Raw genomic sequence first — 22,947 nt, forward strand, 5'->3', positions numbered from 1 at the left:
CGCTTCATATCAGCCGCGCCACGGCCTCGAGCAGCTTGCGCTGGTCGAAGCGGCCCTTGACGATGTACTCGTCGGCCCCCGCGGCGCTCCCCTGCGCCAGGTCCGTCGGCCTGTCCAGGCTGGTCACGAGGATCACGGGCAAACTCTTGAACTTGGGATGCGCGCGAATTCGCTGCGTCAGCTCGACACCATTGAGCCGCGGCATCTGGACGTCCGAGACGACGAGATCATACGTGCCCCCCTGCAGCGCTTGCCACCCGGCCTCGCCGTCGTTCGCCGTGTCCACGTCGTACCCCGCGGCAGCCAGGATGTTGCGCTCCAGCGTCCGGCTCGTGAGCGAATCGTCGACCACCAGGATGCGTCGCTTCTTCATCGCCTCCGCCGCGTGGACGGTCTCCGTGCGCTCGCCCTGTCGACCGCGCGCGACGTCGAGCAGGCGCGGCACGTCGAGGACGACGGCCAGGACGCCGCTCCCCAGAATCATCGCCCCCGCAATGCCCGGAATACGCGGGAGGTTCCACGGGAGCCCCTTGGCGACGGACTCCACTTCCCCGACGACCTCGTCCACCACGACGCCGATACGGGTCGCGCCGTCGGAGAGGGCAATGACGAGGAGCTTCTCCGGATCGGTTTGTCGCGGCTCCTGCATGAGCGCCGAAAGCCAGCGCAGCCGCAGAGGTTCGCCCTCGGCATCCGGCACCGCCGCGACGCCGTCGACGACCTGCACCTCGGACGAGGCCACGCGGAACGCTCGCGCCACGTAGGCCGTCGGCAGCGCGTAGGCAGAGCGCGCCGTGCGCACGAGGAGCGCCTTCGTCGACACCACCGTCGCCGGCACCTCCATCCGGAACGTGCCCCCGCCCATCGTGGGCTCGGCGATCCGGACGTGGCCCCCGAGCTCCGAGAGGCGCTGCTTGACGATATCGAGGCCCATGCCTCGGCCGCTCACGTGGCTGACCGACGCCGCGGTGGAAAAACCCGCAAAAAAGACGATTTCGGCGGTCTCCACGGCATTCATGCGCGCGAGCCGCTCCGGCGACAAGATCCCCCGTTCGACGGCGCGGCGGCCGATCTCGGTCGCATCCATGCCGCGTCCGTCGTCGGACACTTCGAGCTCGACCATCATCCCGGGCGCGCGGGCGCGCACGCGGATCGTGCCCATGCGAGGTCTGCCCTGGCGCTCGCGGACCTCGGGCGGCTCGATGCCGTGATCGACCGCGTTGCGCAGGAGGTGCAGCATCGGATCCCGCAGGCCGTCGAGGATCTGCCGATCGACCTCGATGTCCCCCACGTCCGCGACGAGGCGCGCCTCGCGGCCGAGGGCATGCGCGGTCTCCGCCACCGTCCGCCTCCACTGCGGCACCGCCCCGGCGAGCGGCAGCATGCGAGCGCGCTTGACGGCGGCCGACCAGTCGCGAACGAGATGCCCGGAGCGCTGCACATCCTGCCGGTTCGCCTCCACCAGGGCATCCAGCCTGCGGGTGACCTCGCCGAGGGTCGCTCGCAGCTCCCCCGAGGCAGCGCGCTCGATCTGCGAGAGCTCGAGGAGGCATTGCTCGAGCTCGGCGTGGCGCACGTGCCTGCGCCCCTGCGCGACCAAGAACTCCTCGGCGAATTGCATCAGATCGTCGAGGCGACTCGCTTCGACGCGCACCGTGGTGGCGCTCGCCACGCTCGACGGGGCGCCCGGCTTCGCCGCCGGCAGGGTGTCGCCCGCGGGGGCAGGATTCGCGGAGGTCGTGCGCTCGGAGGAGGCAGACGTCTCCGGCTCCAGGGAGGCCGCGAAATCACGCGCGGCCTCGAGGGGCGCATCTCCCCCGACGAAACGCGAGATGAGGCCGATCCCGTCGCGCAGGCGCATGATCACGTCGGCGATCGGCGCGCCCTCGCGGCGATAAGCGCCGAGCGCCTCTTCGAGGCCGTGCGCGACGACCTCGACGCCCTCGCTGCCCGCGACGCGCGCCGCTCCCTTGATGTTGTGGAGGATCCGGAGCGCTCGTTCGAGCGCCCATGCGTCGCCCAGCGTCTCCGACGCCGCGAAGCGCTCGACGACCCGCGCGAGATCCTCCAGCGCCTCCGTCGCCTCGTCGCAGAACAGCGCCCAAATGTCGTCGTTGTCGCTCTGGCTCATCCCGCCTCGCTCCCGCGCTACGACCTACGCAACCGCCGGATGCGGCTAGAACCGATCGCTGGTCGCTTTGAGGTCGAGCGAGAGGCGCTCGATGTCGACGACCGCGCCCTCGAGCTGCCGGACGCCGGTGGCGTTGTCCCGCGCGGCCTTCGTGATGCCACCGAGCGCCGAGGCGATCTGCGCGACGCCGGACGCCTGTTGCGCCGACGCGCCGGCGATCTGCCGCGCACGTGAGGCGCTGTCGCTCAGCACCACGGCGAGGTTCTCCACGATGTCACGCACGGCCTCGACCGCGCGGCGCCCGTCGTCGCAACGCTTCGTGCCCTCCTCGGTCGCCATCACCGCGCTCTGCGTCGCCTTCTGAATCTGCGCGAGGATCCCCCGGATCTGCTGCGTCGCGCGCTTGCTCTGCTCGGCGAGGCTACGCACCTCCGATGCGACCACGGAGAAGCCGCGGCCCTGCTCGCCGGCCTTCGCGGCCTCGATGCTCGCGTTCACCGCGAGGAGGTTGCTCTGCTCGGCCAGATCACTCACGGCGTCGACGATCGTCGCGATCTGCGAGGTCTGCTCGGAGAGCTGGAGGATCTGGGACGCGATGCCGGCGACGCGCTCGTTGATCGTCTGCATCATCGACATCGCCTCGAAGAGTCTGTCGCGGCCGAGGTGGCCGTTCTTCGCGGCCTCGTCCGAGATCTGCGCGACCTCGCGCGCGCTCGCCGCGGCGGCCTCACTCGTCTGTTTCATCTCCTCCACGGTCGTGCTGACCTCCGTCACCGCCGAGGCCTGCTCGGACGCCGTCCCGGCGTACTCCTTGGCGGTCGCGCTGATCTGCGTCGCGTTCGAGGAGAGCCGGGCGACGCCCTCGCGCAAGCTCTTCGTCACGGTCCGCAGCCCCTCGGTCATCTCGCGCGCGGCCGTGACGAGCGTACCGACCTCGTCGTTCGCCTGCGCGCCGCCCGTGGCGGTGTCGACCAGCTTGAGCTCGTCCGCGGCGCCCGCCGTGTCGCCCCCCGCCATCCTGCGGAAGACCTCGACGAGCCGTGAAATGGGCGCGGCGATCGTCCCCGACAACCAGAAGGCGAGCGTGACCGCCACCGCGAGCACGAACCCGATGACGAGGATCAACATGTTCCGCGCCTCGGTGTACGTGGCCTGCGCGGAACCGGCTGCGGACATCGCCTCGCGCCGGTTGTAATCGAGGAGTCCGTCGAGCGCGACGTTCGAGACATCGTAATGCGTCTTCGCCGCGGCGAAGAAGTCCTTGCGGGCCTCCTCGTTCTCGTTTTTACGGCTCTTCGCGAGGAGACGCGCGGCCTCTGCGAGGTGCGCCCGATGCGCATTGACGAACGCGTCGAGGAGCTTCCGCTCCTCGTCGGTGGTGATGTCGCGCCCGTACTCCTGGATCCTCTTGTCGATGGTGTCCTGCATCGCCCGGACGTCGACCTCGATGCGCCCCATCTCCCCCTCGTTGGTCGAGTCGATGTGGCTGAGGTAGAGCAGGCGAAGATCCGAGGTGTTCGCGTTCAAGAGGCCGAGCGAATCCACGCTCGGGACGGTGTTCTCCGCGAGATCCCGGCTGACGTTCCGCAGGTTGCCCGCCTCGTACACGCTCACGATGCCGAGCACGCCCGAGAGAATGGTCACCGCGAGAAACCCTGCCAGCATCCTGCCGCGTATCGTCAAGTTCATGTCTTTCCTCAATCCGTGATCGCCCGCGTCCCCGCGCGCGGGCGTTCCCCCTCGTCATGCGCGACGGGAAGGCGCGCGACGTCGATGATCGCCACGAGATCCTTGGTCATGGCCTGGATGGGACGCTGCGAATCGGCCTTCATCTGCGCCGAAAGCTCGTCCTCGTAGATGTCCCGGAAGCCGAGCACGGACTCCACCGAAAGCCCGAGCGGCCCCCCCGCGCCCTCCACGACGGCCATGGCGCTCGCGCGCTCTCCACCCGCGCCGAGGATCGAGGAGAGATCGACGACGCCGACGATCTCGCCGCGCACGTGCGTGATCCCGAGCAGCCAGCGCGGAAGGCCTGGCAGCGCGGTGATGTCGGGCATCGGGACGATCTCGCGCAAGACCTCGACCGGGATCCCGAGGCGCTGCGCGCCCGCGCCGACGAGCGCGACCCGGGCGGCGATCCTGCGAGGCCCATCGTCGCTCGCCGTCGCTGCCAGGCGCTCCGCGCGCCGCTTGAGGATCTCCTCGCGCGACGCGTCGCTTTCTTGTCGTGGTTTCATGTGAGCCCTTCCTTGACGAACCGTACGGCGTCGAGGAGCTGCCCCGCCGTGGTCTCGCCGTCCTCGAGCAGCGCGTCGGCCGCGCATTTCGCGAGCAGTGCTTCCAGCGCGCGCCCCTGCGTGATGGCCTGCTCGACCTGGCCGGCTCTCTGCAGAGCCATGACGTACCAGTAGCGCGCGAGTCGATGCTCGGGCCGCATGAACAGCGTCCGCCGCAGGTCCTCCACGGCGGTCTCGGGCTCACCTCGCTCCAGCGAGAGTTGTGCCCGGATCATGTATCCGATCGGCTCGGTCGTGGGCTGTTCGAGCAGCGCCTTGACGACCGTGAGCACGGCGGCGGGCTGGCTCAGATCGGCGAGGCGTAAGGCCTCCGCTTCCGCATCACGATTCGGCGGCGCGGGCGGCGCGGGCGCGGGCGGCGGGGCCACACGCGGCGGCGGGGCTGCGCGAACCACCGCGCGCGCCGGCCGTCCTGCCGCAGCGTGTGGGGGTCGCGCCGTCGAAGCGAGGTGCGCGGTACGCGAGGAGCGAGGCGCGCGGCCTCGGCGGCTCGACGGCACGGGCACGTCGGGATCGAACCCCGGGGCGCGCGCTCGGTAGATGCTCGTGCTCTCGTGGCCAGCTTCGACGAAAAACGCCGTGTTCGGCCGAGGATCGGCGGGCGCCACGATGAGCAGGCCTCCGGGCCTGAGCACGCGGTGAAACTCGCGATACGCGTCGGCGATCACGCTCGGGCTGAGGTAGATGGCGACGTTGCGGAAAAACACGGCGTCCACCGAGCCCGCAGGCAACGCCGCCGCGTGGTGCACCACGTGTCCCACGTCGAAGGTCACCGCTCGCCGCACGAGGTCCGCCACCGCCGCGCCGGACTCTCCGCGCTGGAAGTAGCTGACCGAGAGCCAGGCCGGCGCCTCGCGAAACGCCCACGCGCCGTAGACGGCGGCGCGCGCCCTGCGGATCGCCTCGGGGCTGATGTCCGCCGCGAAGATGCGGACCCGCGCGAGCGCGTTCACGCCGAGCCGCGCGTGGATGGCGATGGCGATGGAATACGGCTCCTCGCCGGTCGCGCAGCCGGCCGAGAGCACGCACGGGTTCGCGAGCGGATCGGCGGTGAGCCGCGCATGAAGCGTGTCGACCAGGAACTCGAAATGGCCATGGTGCCGAAAGAAAAACGTCTCCCGGACCGTGAGGTGATCCAGAAGCTCGGGCATGAGCGAGGGCCACGCCGAAGGCTCCCGCGAGAGCGCCTCGACCGTGGTGCCGCGACGAACCGCGATGTGCTCGAGCCCGCGCGAGGCCTGCTGCGCCCAGTCGTCGCGTGGTGACAGGCCGCTCGCGCGTGCGATCGCGTCGAGCAGCGCGTCGAGCCCCCCCTCGCCGCTCATCGCCCGGGCGTCTCCTCGTGCCCCGCGTTTTCCGCCTCGGCACGCTCTTCGAGCGGCGGGATGTCCGAGGTGGCGATCAGGCGGCTCAGGCTGAAGAGCAACACGAGCCCCTTCGGATCGCGGAGCGTCGCCCGCACGTAGGGCGCGATCGGCAAGCTCCCTCCCGGGCCGTTCGTCCGCTCTCCCAGCGCGAGTGTGCGCACGCCGAGCACCTCCTGCACGACGAGGCCGATCCACTTCCCTTCGTGCCGGCAGATGACGATGTGATCGTCGAGGTCGAGCGCTCGCGCTCGGCGTTCGATCCGGGCCGCCACGTCGAGCACCGGCAGCGCCCGACCTCGCAGGTTCAAGAGCCCGTGCACCCACGGAGGCGCTTCGGGCAAGGGCGCCATCGCGGCCGCGGGGACCGCCCGCTCGACCACGTCGAGCGGCAATGCGACCCGCGTCTCCTCGACGCGACAGACGACCGCCTGGATCTCGCCCGCGAGAGGCAGCGGCTCGTCGGCTTCGTGCGACGACGTGGTGCGCTCGAGTTCGTAGAGCCGTCGCTTGAGCTCGGCGATTTCCCGCCCGATGTCGTGACGCGTGCTCACGATCCCCCCGATGTCCGTGCCGGCCTTTCGAGCTGCGCGGAGACGGCCGCGACGATCGCGCGCGCGTCGCCCGTCTTGCGCAGATGCCCCGCGGCGCCGAGGCGCTTCGCCGTCGCGCGGAGCAAGGTGTCTGGCTGGTTGGAAAAAAGAACGACAGGCGTCCGGTGGAAAACTCCATCCCGGGAGAGCCGTCCGAGCAACACGCCTGCGTCCTGCTCCGCGATGGACAGGTCGAGCAGGATCAACGCCGGCTGCTCCCTGGAAATCGCCTCGACGGCGGCCGCCGGCGTGTTCGCCGTGAGCGCGCGGAAACCCGCTTCCTCGAGCGCGCGCTGCGCGACGCGCAGCACCGTGCGGCTATCGTCCACGATGAGGACCGTCCGCGACCGCGCCATGGGGACGGCTTCGTGCCCCCGCATTTCGGCTCGCGCCGGGGCGTGGCTTCTTCCCTTTGCGGCGCCCCGCTTGAGCTCCGCGAGCGCCTTCACCGCCTCGTCGACGAGCCGCAGCGCATCGTCGGGGCTTCGGCCCGCCTCCCGTCGCAGCGTACCGACGGCCTCCTCCAGCCGGCACGCGAGGTCCCGGAGCGCCGGCAGATCGACCATCAAGAGAATGCCCCGCAGCGTGTGGGCGTCGCGGGAGAGCCCACGCAATGCGGATGGATTTGAGGGGCAGGCCCGCAGGGAATCACGCGACTGCACCATCGAGTCGATGAGCAGCTCGGATTCCTCAAGGAAATCGCTCATGAGGAGCTCTTGCTCGGGGGCCATTTCGTATGCTCTGTCTTTCTACGCGGGTGACGTGTCGACCCGCCGCCGGACGCGCCCCGGGCGAAGCGGCCGAGCGGCGGCGCGAAGCTTTTAGCTCCCTGTGCCGAGACTCGGCCGCATCTTGTCGAGCCACGCCCTCGCCGCGGCCTCGTCCCGCGAGAAATTTCGATGCAAAGGCCTGCCGGTGAGCTTCGACACCGCACGTTGGACCATTTCGAGGACCACCTGAATATGGAAGTCCGCACCAAACACGGCCATCGCGTGGGGCGGCACGCGCCTCGCCCAGGCGCTCATCTGGTCCCGCGCCGCCGCGTCGAGGTCGACGGTCTCGGACATATCGAAAAGGATGAGGTAATAGGGGCGCGGACGGGCCCACGCCTCCATCCGCGAGAGCGCGGCCTTGCCAATGTCGTTCGTGACAGCGCCCCGCGCCTTGAGCACCACGAGGTCCGGCGACTCGATGACGATGTCGAGGCTGCCCGTCTCCGGGTCCGACCCCCTCCTCGTGGAAGGAGGCCCCTCGGCGCCGCTTGACCGTGCGGGCGTCTCTCGAAGGGCGTCCGAAAGGAGCCCTGTCGCGATCACGCGCACGCGGCTCGCCGGCTCGGCGAGGAGCGCCGCTTCGAGAGCGGAGGCGAGCTCCTGCGTGTCCTCGGGCTTCTGGATGGCACCGTCGGCGCCGAGCCGATCCGCGAGCTTCTGCAAGAGACCCTTGTGCATGTTGCTGCACAGGATCACGCGTACGCGCGGCGCGCTCGAGGTCTCCCGGATCATTCGCACCAGACGTGGGCCGTCGAGTTGCGGCATATTCACGTCGAGCAACACCACATCGCAAGACGTCTCCCGGATCGCCTGCAAGCTCCCCTGCGGCCCGTGGTTGAAACGCGCGATGAAACCCGCACCTTCGAGCGCAGATGCCGCGTTCCGGCCGAAGTCGTCGTCATCATCGATGATGAGGACTTTTCTCCTGCCGGAAGGAAGCATCCCCCGCCGAGAAGCTTGAAGGGGTGTGTTACGATGATTCAAAAGTTTCTCCCCATCTTTTGGGTAACAGAATCCACGACCCGGCGTCAATCGTAATCGCCACTTCTGGTCGTAAAAACGAACCTTCCCGACCCATCCGATGGTTCGGCACGGCGAGTAACGTCAATATGATGACGATCCTGCCACCGCTTCGCGCAACGCGTGGTCAACGGCGAGACCATGCCGCTTCCGACCCCGCGTTGCGCGACTGGCTGGCGCACCTCCCCTGCCCTACGTCCAAAAATTCCGCGTCCCTCCTGGACGCGGAATCCTTGATTTAAGGTGCCGGGGTTCCCGCGCAGGTCGCGGGGGCGCTCGTGGAACAGGATTTCTCGAAGGGTTTGCCCGCTACGCGATCCCCGAGGAAGGTCAGGATCTCGGGCAACGCCCACGTCGTGGCCTTCGTGTGCGAGGCGCCGGCGCACTCGAGGTAACGCATGGGCATCCCCGCCTCGCACAGCGACGCGAACGCGGCGCGTTCGGTCGGCGTATCGACCAGCGTGTCCGCCTCGCCCGTGACGAACAGGATGCCATAACTCTCCGCGTCCTTCTGGATGCGCGACACGCTCGTCGTGGTCAAACCATTCTCGGCGGCCATGCAGCCCCATGGCGCGAGCTCATCCAGCGTCCCCGACGCGGCGGCGTCGAGCACCGCGGGCTGGAAGATCGACGAAAGCATCTCCTTGCCCGCAAGGAAATCCCCCGGATCGCACCCCGCGCCCAGGGCCTCCACGACGTCCTGATCGAGCGGCGGGAGCAGCACCTCCGCGAGCTTGCCCTCCGCGCCGTACCAGCCCGCGCTCGCGCCATAAAAGGCGACCATGTTGTCGGTCGAGTTGCGCCTCGTGGTGAGCGCAAGCGTGCCCTCGCCGATCAAGTCCGCAGGCGGGACCGTGGTCGCAATGCCGACGACGTCGAACTCGCGCGCATAATAAGGCGCGAGACGATCCACCCAGAGCGCCGCGTGCCCGCCCTGGGATCCGCCCACCACGGCGAGCCGCGTCGAGGGTCGTGCGCCGCCCTCGCGGATCTCCTCGGGCAGGCGCAGGACCGCGCGGGCCGCGTCGAGCGACGCAATGGCCGTCGCCTGACCGACCAGGTACGGATGCAAAAAGCCCGTGGGCGGCTCCTCGTTCTTGAGGCCGATGTAATCGGGCGCCACGACGATGTAGCCGATCGACGCGAGCGCCGCCGCGAGCGCCGCAGTATCCGTCTCCGCGCTCGGACCGCAGCCATCGGTGAAACCGCTGGTGCCATGCAGGACCATGAGCGTCGGCAACGCCTCTGCGCCCTCGGGCACGGTCGTCGGCCACGCGACGAGCGCCGTCGCCTCCACGGGCTTGCCGCGATCCTGCGTCACGTACGTGAACACGTGGGTCACGACGTCGTATTGCAACGAGACGGGCAGGTCTCCGAGCACCTCGCCCGCGAGCGCGTCGAGCAGGCCCTTGGGGTACGTTGCCGTCGGCCTGTGCGTGGTGATCTCGCCGAGCGCGAGATCCCTCTTCCAAGCGTGATCGGGCTGCCCGCAGCGGGCCGGGGCGTCGGCGAGGGCGTCGGTCTCGGGCGTCCCCGCGATCTCGGGGGCCGGGGTTTCCGGCGCACCCGGGACACTGGGCGGGGGAGTGTCCTCACCGCCGCACGCGGCGAGGGCGAGGGTGCTACCAAAAAGAATGCCGCGAGCGCGGCGAGCGAAAAGGTGCCTCATGGGCCGCGCACCTTACGCGTTGCGCCGCGGGCCGGCAATGGCAGCGCGCGAGCGACCTTTCGATCTCAAGCCGCGCGAGCCGCGCGTCCCGATCGCCAAAACAGGACCCCGGCCACGAGGGGCGTCAGCGCCGCGACGAGAACCGAGCCTGCCAAAAGCGTTCGTCCGCAGTCCCCGGAGCGAGCGCTCATCCACCAGCCCGGATGAAGCACCAAAAGCAGGAGCAAGGGCCACTGCTTCCGAAAGCCCGCGGCGCGCAGCCGAGGAACCAAGGTCGAGCCCACTGCCACGAGCAAGGTCACGCCCCACAGGATCCAGCCGAGCCGTTCGGCGCGGAGGATCGCTTCCATCGCCCCCGGACCCGAGCACGCAAATGCACGACCATCGACCGCCAGCACGGTTGCGACGATCCCGAGCAGGTACAACGGCCGGACGAAGTTCGTAGGACGCATGGTTATGGTGGCTAGCAAACAGACTCCCGATGTCAAGGACGCCGCCCCGTTTCCGAATCGAACCCCGCGAATTCGAGCTTTCCGGCACCTTTGTATTCTCGATGCAATCGTAGCCCCGATCCTTGGTGTACAGAAGGATGAGCCGGCTCCACCCCGATACCGCTCGATCGCGAAGGTCGCTTGAGCCATACGCCACGACGCGGTAACATGGCCCACGAGGTCGACTCCCATGACGAACCGAATACGCGCGATCACGACCGTCGCCGCGCTGGCCACTGCGCTCGGTGGTTGCTCTTCGCGCGCGCTCCTGTTCGGGCCCGAGCCGCAGGTCTGGCAGCCGCGCGTCGAAATGTCCGGGCTCGGCAGCGGCCGTGTCGTCGTCGAAGAGCTGCCGGAAGGCTGCGGGGTCGAATGCCTCGACCACTGGGGCAAAGGAGTCGCGCTTCGGCTGAAGGCCATCCCCGACGAGCATTCGACGTTCGTGGGCTGGGCCGGCGCGTGCTCGGGCACCGGCCCCTGCGAGCTCATGCCGGACCAGTTCTGGATGGCGGCCACGGCTCGTTTTGCCGACCGCGCGTCGATAGGGTCGACCGTCGTCGCGTCGCGAATCAACCCGAGCGGTGCCTGGGGCCTCGCCGTCACGGACGAAGGCGACGCGCTCGTCGCCGGCTCGGACGCCGATTTCCTTTCGCGCTTCGATGCCCACGGCCCCCGCGTCTTTCGCCTCTATGCTCGCGGCGCATCTGCCCGCGCCGTGGCATTCGATCCGGAAGGCAATGCAATCGCGGTGGGGGTCGCGCGGCGCCCCGCGGGTGATGCCGCGGAGGTCGCTTGGCTCGGTCCGGTGGGCGACGCGCCGAGCGCCTTCATTGCCAAGATCGCGAGCCATGGGCGCGTGCTTTGGTCGCGTGTCGTTTCGGCATCACTCGGCGCCTCGCTCGACGCGGTCGCCGTCGACCCGGCCGGCGATGCCTACGTCGCCGGCGGCTTTCAAGGGCGAATCGCAACCGGCGACGGCGCATTCGACGAGCCCGAGGGCACCGGCTTCCTTGCACGCTTTCGACCGGACGGCTCGCTCGCGTGGGTGCGCGCCTGCGGAGGAGCCGGCGCGCGCATGACCAGCATTGCGCTGACGGCGACGGGCGAGGTCGTCGCCGCTTCCGCCAGGCACCAGGGGGAACAGCGTCCCGTGGGCGCCGTCGTCCTCGCGTTATCGACGCAGGGTGAATACCGCTGGAGCTGGCACGGCGAGCCCGTCGATATGGATCTCGATGCAATCACACCCTTGGCCGGGGGCGACGTCGTGGTCGGGGGCAGGGTCCGAGGACCGGTGCGCTTGGCCGGTCAGAATCAGCCGCCGCTCGGGGAATCCTCGGAGGACGCAATCGTGCTGCGGCTCGCCCCGCCCGGCGTCGAGCGCTGGGCGCAGCGCTTCGGTGGACCGGGACGCGATCACGTGACCCACCTCGGCAGCGACGGGCGCGGCCGGCTGATTGCGACCGGGGCTTTCACCGGCCCGATGCGCTTCGGCGATCATGTGCTCGAGAGCGAGGCTTATGTCATGGAGAAGCCTTATGGCCGCACGCCGCCGCCGGATGGTTTCGTCGCGAGCTTCGGGGAAGGCGGCGAACCACGCTGGGCAACGCGCTTCGGCCACGCGGGCGACGACACCGTATGGGCCGCGTCCGTGGACGCGCGCGGCACGCTCCGATTGCTCCTGGAACACATGGACGTGCGCGAAGAGGTGCATGGCGGCGGCAAGACGATCTGGGGCGAGCACGAGTATGCGCTCGTCACGCGCGGTCCCGTGCATTGATCGCCCACCTGAGCCCGTAGATCCGCCGTCCCCGATCGTTCTACGCCACATTCCCATCCTTCGGCCCCCTTACCGCATTTGAATGGGGGTCCCGAGGGGCTATCTCGAAGACGAACCATTGCCGAGACCCCATTCGCGGAGCAAAGTCCACGCGCCTCGCGGGCAGCTTCGACTGGACGACCGTATCGTCGATCGTGGAGCGATCAGGACGTCGGGCATCGTCCATCCCGAAAGGACCGGTATGACGAACAGGCTTGGACGTGTATTCGTTTTCGTGCTCGTTTCGTTCGGTCTGGCGGCGTGTACCACCGGCGTGGACGAGGGCGCGGAAGACGTGGGGACCGCCCCGGCGGCCCTCTCCCCGGATGGCCGGTACATTCTCAAGCTCAGGGATTATTCGAAGCGAGGCGAGGTGCTCGCGGCGACGGCAGGTCAGCTCGAGCTCGAGCTCCCCGACCACGGCGCCATCGCCGTCACGCTGCCCGACGCGGCCGTTCAAGCCCTCGCCAAGAACCCGAACGTCGAGTACGTCGAGGTCGACCCCAGGCGCGAGCTCTTCACGCAATGGCCGCCCTATGGCATCTCGATGGTGCAGGCATCGGATCCGGCCCTGGCGAACCTGAGTGGAAGCGACACGAAGGTCTGCATCATCGATTCGGGCCTCTACACCGAGCATGCCGATCTCAAGGGTGTCCCCGTCGCGGGCTACGATGGCAACCTGCCGTGGAACATGGACGGCTGTGGCCACGGCACGCACGTCGCGGGCACGATCGCCGCGGTGAACAACACGCAGGGCGTCGTCGGCGTCGCCCCGGGCAACGTATCCCTTTATATCGTGCGGGTCTTCGGGAACAACTGCTCCTGGGCATACGCATCGACCCTCATCAACGCGCTCAGCAAGTGCAGGGCCGCCGGGGCGAAGGTCGTCAGCATGAGCCTCGGGGGTTCGGTGAGGAGCTTCCTCGAGGACATCGCCTTCCAGAATGCTTATGACGCGGGCATTCTCCCGATCGCGGCCGCGGGCAACGGGGGCAACACGTCGACGTCCTATCCGGCCGGATATGCCTCGGTCATGTCGGTGGCGGCGGTGGACAGTACCAAGGCGCTCGCCAGCTTCTCGCAGCGCAATGCCGACGTCGAGATCGCCGCGCCGGGCGTGAGCGTGCTCTCGACCGTTCCCTGGGCGACGCCGAGCGTCACGGCGGGCTCGAACGTCGAATCGGGCGGGCTCGTCGGGGGCGCGGCGCAAATGACCGTCTCGGGCGTGCTCGTGAACGGCGGCCTGTGCGACACGATCGGCGCGTGGGAAAACAAGATCGTCCTTTGCAAGCGCGGCGGGAACGACCTCGCCGCCAAGGTCGACAACGTGCGTCAAGGCGGCGGCGTCGGCGTGGTCGTCTACAACAACGTCTCCGGCTTCTTCTCGGGCTCGCTCGGCACGGGCGTCACGAGCGTGCTCCCGGCCCTCACGCTGCGAATGGAGGACGGGCAAAAGCTCGTCACGAATTCCCTCGGCACGAGCGCCTCGCTGAACACGGCCCGGCTCGTGCCGGGCACGGGCTACGAGTGGTGGAATGGAACGTCGATGGCGACGCCGCACGTCTCGGGCGCCGCCGCGCTCCTCTGGAGCCAGAAGCCGACGGCGACGAACGCCGAGATCCGCAATGCGATCAACGCTTCGGCGCAGGACCTCGGCGCGGCCGGACGCGATTCGTCGTTCGGATATGGCCTCGTGCAGGCCAAGGCCGCGCTCAGCGCCCTCCTGGGCATCAGCGGCACGGTCGGCAGCGACAGCGTCGACGTCTGCAAGGCGGCCGGCGAGAGCTGCGCGGCCGACGCGGACTGCTGCTCGGGCACCTGCCAGAATGGCAAGCTGATCTGCAAATGAGCCATGCTGCGAGCGCCCTGGAACCGACGATCCAGGGCGCTCGGGACGTTCTACTTACCCTGCTTCCAGTGCGAGCAGGGCGAACGTTGCCAGCCAGTGCTCGCCCATGTAATCGCCGGCCACGTGAGCGAGCCCCGCGGCGAGGTGTTCGTCGGCGGCCGAAAGCGCGACGGAGCGCACGGGGTCGTCCGCCGGGAGCGACCCCGCAATCGAACGGAAGCACCAGGCCCGGCTCAGATTGAGCCCGTCGAGGTGAGCGATTTTGCCATCGCTGCGGTCGCTCACGATGGCCGGCTTGAAGAGGCATTCAGGCATTCGGTCGGCCGCTCGCGGCAGGAAACGCGCGAACCATGGGCGAAACTCGGCCGCCGGAAGCAGGCGGCGCAGGCATTCGGCTTCGATCAGCGTGGGGGAGAGGAAATCGTCGCCGCTGGGCTCCCAGGCCGGGGCGGCTGCGTCGGCGAGGTACCATCCCCTGGCAGTGGCCTCGATCAGTCGGGCCAATTCGTGATCGTTCACGGCCTCCGCATACTCGGAGGCGAGCGCCAGGGCGAATGCCGTGTTGAAATGCGTGCCGGTGCGGATCGGATAGGTCGCCTTCGGCAGGAAGGCCTTGAACCGCTGGGCGAAGGCGCGCGCCAGGGGGCGCAGGACCTCGCGATAAGAGGCCCCTTCGTGGCATTCGAGCTCTGCGCCCAGCATGAGCAGCCACGCCCAGCCATAAGGCCGCTCGAAGCCCTTGCTCTCCGGGCGGGCGAGATAAGCAAGCTCTCCAGCGACGTTCTCCGGAGACAGCATGCGCTCGAACAGAACACGAATCTCGGCCGCCGGGGCCATTCCCGGGAATCGCCGCATGAGGCGCGCGAGCAGCCAGTAGCCGTGAACGCACGAATGCCAATCGAAGCTGCCGTGGAAAATCGGATGCAAGACCCGCGGCGGCAGGACATCCTCGTCGCCGGCCATCACGTGGTCGAGCTTGTACGGGTAGGGCCGGGTGACGTGGCCCAGCGCGAGCCGCGCGAATTTCGTGGCCAGCTCCGGGGTGAGCTCAGAAGCGGAAAACGAGGACATACATCAGGACTGTGTTGGCGAGGAGGAGAAGGAGGGCCGTGGGGACCTGCGCCTTGATGACTCCATTTCGGTCGGAGAGCTCGAGGAGCGCAGCAGGCACGATGTTGAAATTCGCGGCCATGGGGGTCATCAGGGTCCCGCAGAAGCCCGACAACATGCCCACGGCGCCCATGATCGCAGGATTTCCGCCGAAATGCTGGACGATCAGCGGCAAGCCGACCCCAGCGGTCATCACCGGAAACGCGGCGAAGGCGTTCCCCATGATCATGGTGAAGAGGGCCATGCCGAGAGTATAAGCCGCCACCGCGGCGAGCTGGCTCCCGGCAGGCAGCCACATCGACGCGATCTTCCCGATGGCGGTCCCGACCCCGGCCGCCGCGAAGACCGCGCCGAGCGCGGCGAGCATCTGCGGCAGAATGGCGGCCCAGCCGACCGTGTCGAGCAGCCGGCGCCCCTCCTGCATCGGGACCTTCGGCCTCGCCCCGAGCATCGGCATCGCAATGGCCAACGCGACGAACACGCCCAGGATCAGCGAGACCAGGGTCGCCTGCTTGGGATCGACGAGCCCCGCGAGCTCGGGCCGCTTGAACAGGAACGTGCCGAGGAGCGCCGTGGTGGGAATCGCGAGCGCCGGCAGAAAGAGCTTGTTGCCGAGGCGGGCCGCGCTCGCGCGTCGCTCCTCGGGGCCGCTCGTGGCCGGCGCGCCGCGCCCCAGTCCGCCAATGCCCGCCGTGAGCACCATGGCAAGGACAACGAGGCCGTTGACCACGTCCGGCAGGTACGAGCCGAACAGAAAGCTCACCGCGAACAGCCCCCAGAACGTGGTGTTCCTCCAGCGCTTCGGGTTCTTTTCGTCGCGCGCGCTCAGCACCGCGATGACGACGAAAAAGATGCCCGCGATGGCGTAAAGGACCCCGAGCCCGATCATCGCGGCCCCTCGGCGATCATGCGGGCCAGGTGCCGGTCGAACAACATCATCTGCGCTCCATGGATCAGCAAGGCGCAGATCGCCGTGGGAATGGCCCAGACCGAGAGCTGGAGCGGTTCGACGAGAATCCCGTTCTGCGCGAGGAAGCCCTTGATCAGGAGGATCGAGGCGATCGCGATGAAGATGTCCTCCCCGAAGAACAGCGCGATGTTATCGGCCGCGGCGGCGTGCGCTCGCACGGTCTCGCGTGCTGCCTCGGGGAGCGGTCCGTGGTGCGTCTCGGCGGCCGCCTCGGCCATGGGGGCGATGAGCGGTCGCACCATCTGGGCGTGCCCGCCGAGCGAGGTCAGACCGAGCGCCGCGGTGATTTGACGTAAAACGAAATAAAGCAGCAGCAGCCGGCCGGCGGTGGCCGCGCGGATGGCGCCGATCAGGGTCTTGGCCCGCTCCTGCAATCCGGCGCGCTCGAGCAGCCCGATCACGGGCAGCACGACCCAGACCACGCTCACGTATCGGTTCTCTTGAAAGGCCTTGCCAAAGGTCGCCACGACCTCGACGGGCCCCATCCCGCCGGCCAGCCCGGTCACAAGGGCCGCCGCCGTCACCACCAAGAGCGGGTTGAGACGGGCCATGAAGCCCAAGACCACCACGGCGATCCCGATCAGCGACAGCACGTGCCCTCCCCTTTTGTATTGTCGAAAAAAACCGAGGCCGCTCAGTGCGTGATGGGGCCCGTGGAGATGATGAAATCGTCGTAGTCGACGGTTTGCGCGGAGGGCGGCGCCCAGCTCGCGTCGCTGCCGCCGAAGAAGGTCGAGAAGTACAGTGTGTCGATGCCGTAGGTCGCGTCTGCGAGCCGGAAGAGAAACGCCTGCTCGTCGAGGACCGACTGCCCATCGAACCAGGCCTGGAGGACGCCATCGTGCTCGCCGGGCGTGTTCATCAAAAGCCGATGCTCGACCGTGTGCCAGGTCCCCGGCTCGAAATGAACCGCGCTCCCGCCTGACATGTAATCGTAATCGTCGCCGCAGCTATTGATCTTCTCGGGGAAATACATGTACTGGACCGCCGCGCCCCCGGTGCGCCACATCATCCGTGCCGAGAAGCCGGTCGTGTCCTCGACGCAGCCCGTGGGAGCTGAACCGCCGACGAGCCCGGGGAGCTTGCCGCCCTTCACGAAGGCAAAATCAGCGCCGAACCGCACGCGATAGGCGAGGTAAAGCTCCTGGTACGTCTGCCCGAGCGGCACCTCGAACTGCACACCGCCATTGTCCGGGCCAACCTCGCCCGCCGGGTACGTCACCCGCAGGAATCGATTCCCCGCTTCATCGACGATGCTTGCGCGCCCCTCGTCGAGCCCATTGTTCCAGCTCGGCGCCCCGAGGAAATCGCCCGCGACCATGTCCTCGCTGTAATCCCCGGGCGCGCGCTGCTGGAAATCTGCATGCACGAGCTCGTTCCCCGGGCTCGCTCCGCCTGCCCCTGCATCTCCACCGGCGCCCCCGGTTCCACCCGTGCCGCCGGTACCGCCTGCGCCTCCGCTCGCGCCCGCGCCTCCGGTTCCGTCTGCGCCTGCGCCTCCGTTTCCAGCACCGCCCGTGGGCGAGGAGGGACTATTTTCCGTGCATGCGACAAATGACGCCGTGACGAGAACGAGAGCGAGGGCCGCGATCCGGTGTGCCATGGAAGGATGGGAATGAAATACGGTTGGCCTGTCAAGCGCTTCAACGATGGGATCCGTCGAGCGCCACGACGAACACCACCGCCTCCTCCACGTCCGCGGCGACCTCGATCTCCACTTGGCCCTCCACGATCAACGTCTCCGCCCCGAGGAGATCGGCGGCCGTATCGGACCCGTCGACACGAATCGCGACCGTCCCGCGGAATGCGTGAACGATCTGCGTCTCCGCCGCCAGGCAGAGGCGGACCCTGGAGCCGCGGGCGAGCGAATGAACCGCGGCGCTCGGGCGGAAACGAGACCGGCGCGCCATGATGTTGAAATCGCGCGCGGGCGTCCCTCCGAGCTCGCCGTGCGTGGGCCACGCGCCATCGAAGCGATAAGGCGAGAGGAGCGCGAGCCGCCGCCCGCCTCGCCCCTCGTGCACGAGCTCCATTGGCTCTCCCTCGGTCTGGAGGATGATCCGCTCGATACCCGGAAACGTGGAGAACGGCCCCGAGGCCGCGAGATCGGCGATGCTCAATCGCCAGGCGAAATCGTCGAGCCCAGCCCCAGGCGGGTCGACGGCAATCTCGGTCGTGGTGCCGAGACCATTCTTCCAGGGCATGACGCGGTAATCGGACGGCCGGAGGTGGCGAATCTGCACGAGACGAAGGATACACGAGGGAAGCTCCGTCGACCATGTCCGAAACGCCCTTGACGACGCGGCGGACTTGGGCGAACAGCCTGGCACCATGGACGCAGCGCTCGTCGTTCGATCGGTCTGGGAAGGCATGGAAGCGAGAAACTGGGGCGCCGTGCGGCGCCTCGTCGCCGACGATGTGGTCGTGACGTGGCCGCAGACGCGAGAGCGGATCCGCGGCGCCGATACGTTCGTCGAGGTGAACCGGACCTACCCCGGAGACTGGCACATCACCGTGGAGGAAGTGCTCGCCGAGGGCGAACGCGCCGCGGCGAGGGTGACCATCGTCCTCGGAAAGGACGTGTTTTACGCAAGCGGCTTCTACCGCGTGCGCAATGGCCAGATTGTCGAGGCCACCGAGATGTTCGGCGATCCAGGGGAGCCGCCGTACGACCGCAGTCACCTCACCGAACGCGATTGATCACGGGCGCGCTCAGAACACTTCGGCGTTTCGACCGGAGATGAGCTTCACCAGGTCGGCGCCGAGAAAGACACGGAAGGGATCGAACGGGTTCTTGTCCATCCCGGTCTGTTGACCGAATGCATACCCGAGGCCCAGCCGCACCGTGCCAGCGCTGATCGACAACTGCGGGACGACGCGGTATCGGGTCTTGTCGTCCGTGGTGTTGCGCTCGTCCTCGGGCACGTCTTCGAATAGGTTGGCAACGCCTAGGGCGAGACGGAAATCGCCGAACCGGCTGCGCGAAAACTGCCACCGCGAGCCGACGACGTCGATGACCGGAATGAGCACGCTCTCGTTGAACTGGACGCTGACGTCCCCCGAGACGCGCATGGACACGGCATACCAGGGCGCGAGCGCGTAGAACTGTTGCTTGTCGCTGTAGCGCATCGACAGGATGCTCTCCCCCTTGGCTTGAGGCGGGTTGTCCTCGTACTGGACGAAGGGATCCGCGGGATCGAGCGCGTCGAAGACGTCCTGGAAGAGCTGCGCCCGCGCCTCGTCGTCCTTCGCGACCTTCTGGACGTCCGCGCGGATCTTCGCCATGAGGTCCGAGGTCTCGTGCGTCATTGCCAGCGCCTCCCTCATGATGGCATCCCCGTGCTTCAGGATGTCGCCAAGCTGGTCACCGCTCTGCCGGAGCTTGAACCAGGCAAGGAACGCAGCGCCCGTGGGTTTGTGTTTATCCTCGAGCTCGTCCGGAATCGTGATCCCGTAGCTCTTGGCGGCGGCCGCGAACTCACTCATCGACGGCGAGCGAGCGAGTGTGGCGGCCTTCTCCTTGGCGATGGCCTCGTTGTAGATACGGAGCCAGCCGTCTTGCCCCGCGCCATTGCCACTCCAGTAGAGCTTGACCGTCTCGTAAAACTCGACGAGCGCCTGCTCGCCTTCGAGCCCGATGGCGTCGAGCTGCTGCTGCACGCTCTTCTCAGCCGTCTTCCGGGCGTCCTCGATGTCCCCCGCCGCTGTCTCCTTGAGCTGCTTGTAAAAAGTGGTGAGGTCTTCGCGTGCCTGGAGCTCGGCGGTCTTCGTGCCCGGGCAGGTCTCGTCCGTGCTGTCGGGCTGCAGGAGGGCGCGCGCTCGGCACTGGATCGCCTGGGATCGGGTCTGCAGGCTGGAGAGATACTCCGCGATCCTCGCGTCCTCGAAGACACGTGACGAAATGGCGCCTCGCCAGGCCCGGCCAATCTGATCCTTGATCTTGTTATCGACGCGCGCCACCTCCTCCGTGAGGAACGACGTCTCGACCTCGGATCCAAAGCCGACGAGGCGGAGGTCGATCTGGGTGAGGTGCGGCATGAAGCTCGCCTTGAGTTGTTTCCCCGGGACGACCAGCACGTACTTTCCGCTGATCGTCGTCTCCTCGAGGTCCGGGCCGCCGACCCAGCGGAAGGCGAGCTCGCCGTTCCGAAAGGCGCGCACGCCGCGCAGATGCTGGGCGAGGGTCTTGCCATCCGCGGCGAAGAGGATGAAGTCGGCCGGATGTGTATCACGGAAGTTACCGTTCCAGGCGCAGGACAGCTTGGACCCTGGCCACTTGGGCTCCTCCACGTTACCCCCGCAAAGCCGGTAATGATCGTACCGCGCGTCATCCATTTCGAGCGTGATCGTGCTCTGGGGGAGCAGCTTCCCGCCCATCTTCATGCACACCGGGTGGGACGCGAGGTAGACCGACCCCTTCGTCTTCGAGCTCGCGAGCGGGCTCTGCCGCACGCCTCTCTCGTCCGTCGGCATCTGCTCGCCACTCACCGCGAGGCTGTCGCCATACACCATTTGCATGCCGACCTCGCAGTCCTTCGGCAGACCGCTGCTGCTCGGCACCTTCAGCGCGGTGTGACCGCACCCCGTCAGCGCCGCCGCCGAAAGTACAGCCGAAAGGCCCCAGCCCAGTTTGCCGCTCCATCTCGTCGAGATCATCATTGACTCCTTTGGCTGTCGTTCGGAGGCTTGCGCCCGAGGATGTCCGAGCATCCTTTCACCCAGTTGTAGCTGCTGCCAGTCCAGCTCACGTTTACGTCGGGAATGCAGTTCCAATCGAGCGGGACCCTCGTGATCTTCTTTGCTTGGGGACACCCGTCCGCGACCTCGCCTTTGCGCTGAGAGCCTTCGTAAAACTTATAGTCGCTTGTCTCCCACTCGTGGCACGGGCGCTCGAGCATCAGCGCGTCGTTGATCAATCGGTCCTCGTCCGCGGATGGATAAAACACGACGCCGACATCGAACATCTCGCCCGTCTTGTTGACCTGGACCTCGGCGAAGCTCGGCGAGCCGTAGATCCCGCCGCGCGGCCACACCGACACGAGCGAGTCCCCGTTCTCGGCACGAGGGTCGCCTACCTGGATCAGGTCACGCTTCACGAGGCTCTTGATTGCAGACTCATGCACCGTCAGCGCGTCGTTCGTGAGGCCCGACGAGATCACCTCCCAGCCCCAGAGGATGTCCTCCTTGCCGTCCTCGGGGACGGAGGAGAAGCCTTGCGGGGGGTTGCGGCACGCCTGCTCCTGCTTCCAGCTCGAGAAATCACCCGGCAGGGGCCCCTGTCCGCATGCGCCTTTCCCCTTGTGCCAGCATGATTCCTCTCCCGTGGAGAGGTAATGGACGGCGGAGTAATGCACGTCTCCGCTCAGGATAAGCAGGCGGTGCTTCCGGTTCGGCACGAAATGCTGGGTGAGCCGTTGGAGCAGGTCGCTCCGCGCGGCCTTCTTGTACGCCCACAGATCGTGGAGATCGTCGCACTGCTCCGGGTTCGAAAGAACGCGGTCGTCGCCGCATCCCGCTGTTTCCGCGAAGGCCTCCTGATCTGCGCTCACCCCGGACGCGACCGTGAGGGGCGTGGCGAGACCGAGGACGAAGAGCGTGGGGGCGTCCACGGAGGCGCTCCGGAGCCAGTCCTCCACCTTGCGGAGTTGCTTCTGCCATAACCCGTACGCGCTCCTGTCTTTGCCATATTTGACGGGCAGCTCAGCCGAGCGCGTGTCGAGCATCAGGACGCGGACGCCCTTCCCCCACGTGAATTCCACGTCCATGGTCGCTTCCCCGCGTCGATGGGGGCCGTGCGGCGACGGATTGCGCAGATCCTGAAAGCCGCGGAACGCGTCGAGGGCACTCTCGAAGTAACCCTTGAATCCAGGCGGCAGCTCGTTGTCCTTCGTACCCCAGCCGTCTTGGAGCTCGTGATCGTCCCAGATCAACGCCGCCGGCACCCCCTGGAGCGCCCGGTCAAACGGCGTCATGGCGAAGTGCGCGCGATAGATCACGTCGAGCAGGTCACCGTACGATTCGGCCGCCGAGAACGCCGGCACCGACCGATCCCCCTGGAAGATCGCCGTCGCATCGCCCATTTTGTTGTCGCCATCCACGTAGATCTGGTCTCCGAGGCCCAGCGCGAAGTCCGGCCGCTCGAAGCCCTTGATCCGCAGGAGGCCGTTGGCGCGGGCTGCCAGCAGCCGGAGGGAGTTCTGCTTGATCCGCATCTGCTGCATCCACTCCGGGCTCCCCACCGCCGAAGCACCCTTGAAAGAAACGGCATACGGGTTGTTGCAACTGAACGCGAGGAAGCTCAGCTTCTCCGTCGCGGTGGTATCCTCGGGCCTCGTCCTTGCCGTGAGCACGACGACGCCGTTCTTCCGGATCTCGTATTCGGTCTCGGGCCTCAGACCTCGAAACTCGATTCGCTCCGTGTTGTGAGGACCTTTGGTACGGGACGGCGTGACTTCCACGAGCGTGGGGCCCGTCTTGGTCTTCAGCCAGATGGTATACACGTCCTGAAACCACGCGGGATCGGCGCCCTTCGGGTAAAGGTGCCACGCCGCGACGCTCGTCGGGGTCGGGAACGCGAGCTGGAAGAGCTCCCGATTCAGATCCTCCCCCTGCTTGGGCATCTCGTTCCATTGCAGTCGGTACATTCCCTCGAGGGTAACGGCGTCCTTGGGCGTCGAAGGCTGGCTGCCACCGCAAGCGCTGACCAGCCCAGCCGCGATGAGCATCGCCTTCATCCCCGAGCGCCTGCCCCACGCGCGGGCTCGTTTCGATGGATCCATAAAAAACTCCCTTACGATAAACCGGCATGGTCTCACAGGCCCGTATCGTTCTTCAAGAGAAATCTTGCCCACACCGGTAAACTCG

General features: G+C 67.7%; 19 protein-coding genes. 3 read left to right on the forward strand and 16 right to left on the reverse strand.

The genetic code is table 11. The annotated features are described in order from the left end of the window. Window positions 1-4: 4 nt before the first annotated feature. The 9 genes from KEG38_RS15455 to KEG38_RS15495 form a co-directional block, all read right to left on the reverse strand. Window positions 5-2,131: a hybrid sensor histidine kinase/response regulator gene (locus tag KEG38_RS15455; protein WP_272420219.1), complete on the reverse strand. Its 2,127-nt coding sequence runs from the start codon at window positions 2,129-2,131 to the stop codon at window positions 5-7. Window positions 2,132-2,176: 45 nt separating this feature from the next. Then, window positions 2,177-3,820 carry a methyl-accepting chemotaxis protein gene (locus KEG38_RS15460; protein ID WP_272420220.1) on the reverse strand — a complete coding sequence of 548 codons (1,644 nt, stop codon included), beginning with the start codon at window positions 3,818-3,820 and terminating at the stop codon, window positions 2,177-2,179. Window positions 3,821-3,828: 8 nt separating this feature from the next. Beyond that, window positions 3,829-4,368 (reverse strand): chemotaxis protein CheW, encoded by a 540-nt coding sequence (locus tag KEG38_RS15465; protein ID WP_272420221.1) that lies wholly within the window; start codon window positions 4,366-4,368, stop codon window positions 3,829-3,831. After that, entirely contained in the window at window positions 4,365-5,753 is a 1,389-nt protein-coding gene (locus KEG38_RS15470) for a CheR family methyltransferase (RefSeq protein WP_272420222.1), read from the reverse strand. The genes KEG38_RS15465 and KEG38_RS15470 overlap by 4 nt, the downstream gene beginning before the upstream one ends. Then, complete coding sequence (locus KEG38_RS15475) at window positions 5,750-6,346, reverse strand: chemotaxis protein CheW (protein WP_272420223.1); 597 nt, start codon at window positions 6,344-6,346, stop codon at window positions 5,750-5,752. Before KEG38_RS15475 ends, KEG38_RS15470 begins: the two co-directional genes overlap by 4 nt. After that, on the reverse strand, window positions 6,343-7,092 hold the full coding sequence (locus KEG38_RS15480; protein ID WP_272420224.1) for an ATP-binding response regulator: 750 nt from the start codon (window positions 7,090-7,092) through the stop codon (window positions 6,343-6,345). The genes KEG38_RS15475 and KEG38_RS15480 overlap by 4 nt, the downstream gene beginning before the upstream one ends. Before the next feature lie 114 nt (window positions 7,093-7,206). Then, window positions 7,207-8,100, reverse strand: a complete 894-nt coding sequence (locus KEG38_RS15485; protein WP_272420225.1) for a response regulator — start codon at window positions 8,098-8,100, stop codon at window positions 7,207-7,209. A gap of 316 nt (window positions 8,101-8,416) precedes the next feature. Continuing rightward, window positions 8,417-9,847 carry a lipase family protein gene (locus tag KEG38_RS15490; protein ID WP_272420226.1) on the reverse strand — a complete coding sequence of 477 codons (1,431 nt, stop codon included), beginning with the start codon at window positions 9,845-9,847 and terminating at the stop codon, window positions 8,417-8,419. Window positions 9,848-9,912: 65 nt separating this feature from the next. Then, the gene (locus KEG38_RS15495) at window positions 9,913-10,299 is read right to left on the reverse strand and encodes a hypothetical protein (RefSeq protein WP_272420227.1); all 387 of its coding nucleotides are present in this window, start codon (window positions 10,297-10,299) and stop codon (window positions 9,913-9,915) included. Window positions 10,300-10,528: 229 nt separating this feature from the next. Here KEG38_RS15495 and KEG38_RS15500 point away from each other — a divergent pair, with 229 nt between their 5' ends. After that, on the forward strand, window positions 10,529-12,115 hold the full coding sequence (locus tag KEG38_RS15500) for an NHL repeat-containing protein (protein WP_272420228.1): 1,587 nt from the start codon (window positions 10,529-10,531) through the stop codon (window positions 12,113-12,115). 241 nt (window positions 12,116-12,356) lie between these two features. Beyond that, complete coding sequence (locus tag KEG38_RS15505; RefSeq protein ID WP_272420229.1) at window positions 12,357-14,003, forward strand: S8 family serine peptidase; 1,647 nt, start codon at window positions 12,357-12,359, stop codon at window positions 14,001-14,003. Between the two features lie 54 nt (window positions 14,004-14,057). Here the strand turns inward: KEG38_RS15505 and KEG38_RS15510 are convergent, their stop codons facing one another. From KEG38_RS15510 to KEG38_RS15530, 5 genes are read right to left on the reverse strand one after another with little or no spacing between them, the layout of a single operon-like run. Next, window positions 14,058-15,074, reverse strand: a complete 1,017-nt coding sequence (locus KEG38_RS15510; RefSeq protein ID WP_272420230.1) for a DUF2891 domain-containing protein — start codon at window positions 15,072-15,074, stop codon at window positions 14,058-14,060. Beyond that, the gene (locus KEG38_RS15515) at window positions 15,052-16,002 is read right to left on the reverse strand and encodes a DUF979 domain-containing protein (RefSeq protein WP_272420231.1); all 951 of its coding nucleotides are present in this window, start codon (window positions 16,000-16,002) and stop codon (window positions 15,052-15,054) included. Before KEG38_RS15515 ends, KEG38_RS15510 begins: the two co-directional genes overlap by 23 nt. Further along, entirely contained in the window at window positions 15,999-16,676 is a 678-nt protein-coding gene (locus tag KEG38_RS15520) for a DUF969 domain-containing protein (RefSeq protein ID WP_272420232.1), read from the reverse strand. The genes KEG38_RS15515 and KEG38_RS15520 overlap by 4 nt, the downstream gene beginning before the upstream one ends. Before the next feature lie 41 nt (window positions 16,677-16,717). Then, window positions 16,718-17,686 (reverse strand): polysaccharide lyase, encoded by a 969-nt coding sequence (locus tag KEG38_RS15525; protein ID WP_272420233.1) that lies wholly within the window; start codon window positions 17,684-17,686, stop codon window positions 16,718-16,720. Window positions 17,687-17,726: 40 nt separating this feature from the next. Further along, on the reverse strand, window positions 17,727-18,326 hold the full coding sequence (locus KEG38_RS15530; protein WP_272420234.1) for a HutD/Ves family protein: 600 nt from the start codon (window positions 18,324-18,326) through the stop codon (window positions 17,727-17,729). An 88-nt stretch (window positions 18,327-18,414) separates the two neighbouring features. Here KEG38_RS15530 and KEG38_RS15535 point away from each other — a divergent pair, with 88 nt between their 5' ends. Continuing rightward, complete coding sequence (locus tag KEG38_RS15535) at window positions 18,415-18,783, forward strand: nuclear transport factor 2 family protein (RefSeq protein ID WP_272420235.1); 369 nt, start codon at window positions 18,415-18,417, stop codon at window positions 18,781-18,783. Window positions 18,784-18,795: 12 nt separating this feature from the next. Here the strand turns inward: KEG38_RS15535 and KEG38_RS15540 are convergent, their stop codons facing one another. After that, window positions 18,796-20,739, reverse strand: a complete 1,944-nt coding sequence (locus KEG38_RS15540) for a hypothetical protein (protein ID WP_272420236.1) — start codon at window positions 20,737-20,739, stop codon at window positions 18,796-18,798. Next, window positions 20,739-22,862, reverse strand: coding sequence for an alkaline phosphatase D family protein (locus KEG38_RS15545; RefSeq protein WP_272420237.1), 2,124 nt, complete (start codon window positions 22,860-22,862; stop codon window positions 20,739-20,741). Before KEG38_RS15545 ends, KEG38_RS15540 begins: the two co-directional genes overlap by 1 nt. Window positions 22,863-22,947: the final 85 nt, after the last annotated feature.

Source organism: Polyangium jinanense (assembly GCF_028435265.1).
GTDB classification, from domain to species: domain Bacteria; phylum Myxococcota_A; class Polyangia; order Polyangiales; family Polyangiaceae; genus Polyangium; species Polyangium jinanense.

Bases quoted from the DNA above. Each gene is read 5' to 3' on its own strand.
- KEG38_RS15525 (WP_272420233.1), bottom strand. From the start codon at position 17,686: ATGGCACACCGGATCGCGGCCCTCGCTCTCGTTCTCGTCACGGCGTCA.
- KEG38_RS15535 (WP_272420235.1), top strand. From the start codon at position 18,415: ATGGACGCAGCGCTCGTCGTTCGATCGGTCTGGGAAGGCATGGAAGCG.
- KEG38_RS15470 (WP_272420222.1), bottom strand. From the start codon at position 5,753: ATGAGCGGCGAGGGGGGGCTCGACGCGCTGCTCGACGCGATCGCACGC.
- KEG38_RS15485 (WP_272420225.1), bottom strand. From the start codon at position 8,100: ATGCTTCCTTCCGGCAGGAGAAAAGTCCTCATCATCGATGATGACGAC.
- KEG38_RS15490 (WP_272420226.1), bottom strand. From the start codon at position 9,847: ATGAGGCACCTTTTCGCTCGCCGCGCTCGCGGCATTCTTTTTGGTAGC.
- KEG38_RS15515 (WP_272420231.1), bottom strand. From the start codon at position 16,002: ATGATCGGGCTCGGGGTCCTTTACGCCATCGCGGGCATCTTTTTCGTC.
- KEG38_RS15500 (WP_272420228.1), top strand. From the start codon at position 10,529: ATGACGAACCGAATACGCGCGATCACGACCGTCGCCGCGCTGGCCACT.
- KEG38_RS15465 (WP_272420221.1), bottom strand. From the start codon at position 4,368: ATGAAACCACGACAAGAAAGCGACGCGTCGCGCGAGGAGATCCTCAAG.
- KEG38_RS15510 (WP_272420230.1), bottom strand. From the start codon at position 15,074: ATGTCCTCGTTTTCCGCTTCTGAGCTCACCCCGGAGCTGGCCACGAAA.
- KEG38_RS15455 (WP_272420219.1), bottom strand. From the start codon at position 2,131: ATGAGCCAGAGCGACAACGACGACATTTGGGCGCTGTTCTGCGACGAG.
- KEG38_RS15540 (WP_272420236.1), bottom strand. From the start codon at position 20,739: ATGATCTCGACGAGATGGAGCGGCAAACTGGGCTGGGGCCTTTCGGCT.
- KEG38_RS15545 (WP_272420237.1), bottom strand. From the start codon at position 22,862: ATGGATCCATCGAAACGAGCCCGCGCGTGGGGCAGGCGCTCGGGGATG.
- KEG38_RS15460 (WP_272420220.1), bottom strand. From the start codon at position 3,820: ATGAACTTGACGATACGCGGCAGGATGCTGGCAGGGTTTCTCGCGGTG.
- KEG38_RS15505 (WP_272420229.1), top strand. From the start codon at position 12,357: ATGACGAACAGGCTTGGACGTGTATTCGTTTTCGTGCTCGTTTCGTTC.
- KEG38_RS15480 (WP_272420224.1), bottom strand. From the start codon at position 7,092: ATGAGCGATTTCCTTGAGGAATCCGAGCTGCTCATCGACTCGATGGTG.
- KEG38_RS15495 (WP_272420227.1), bottom strand. From the start codon at position 10,299: ATGCGTCCTACGAACTTCGTCCGGCCGTTGTACCTGCTCGGGATCGTC.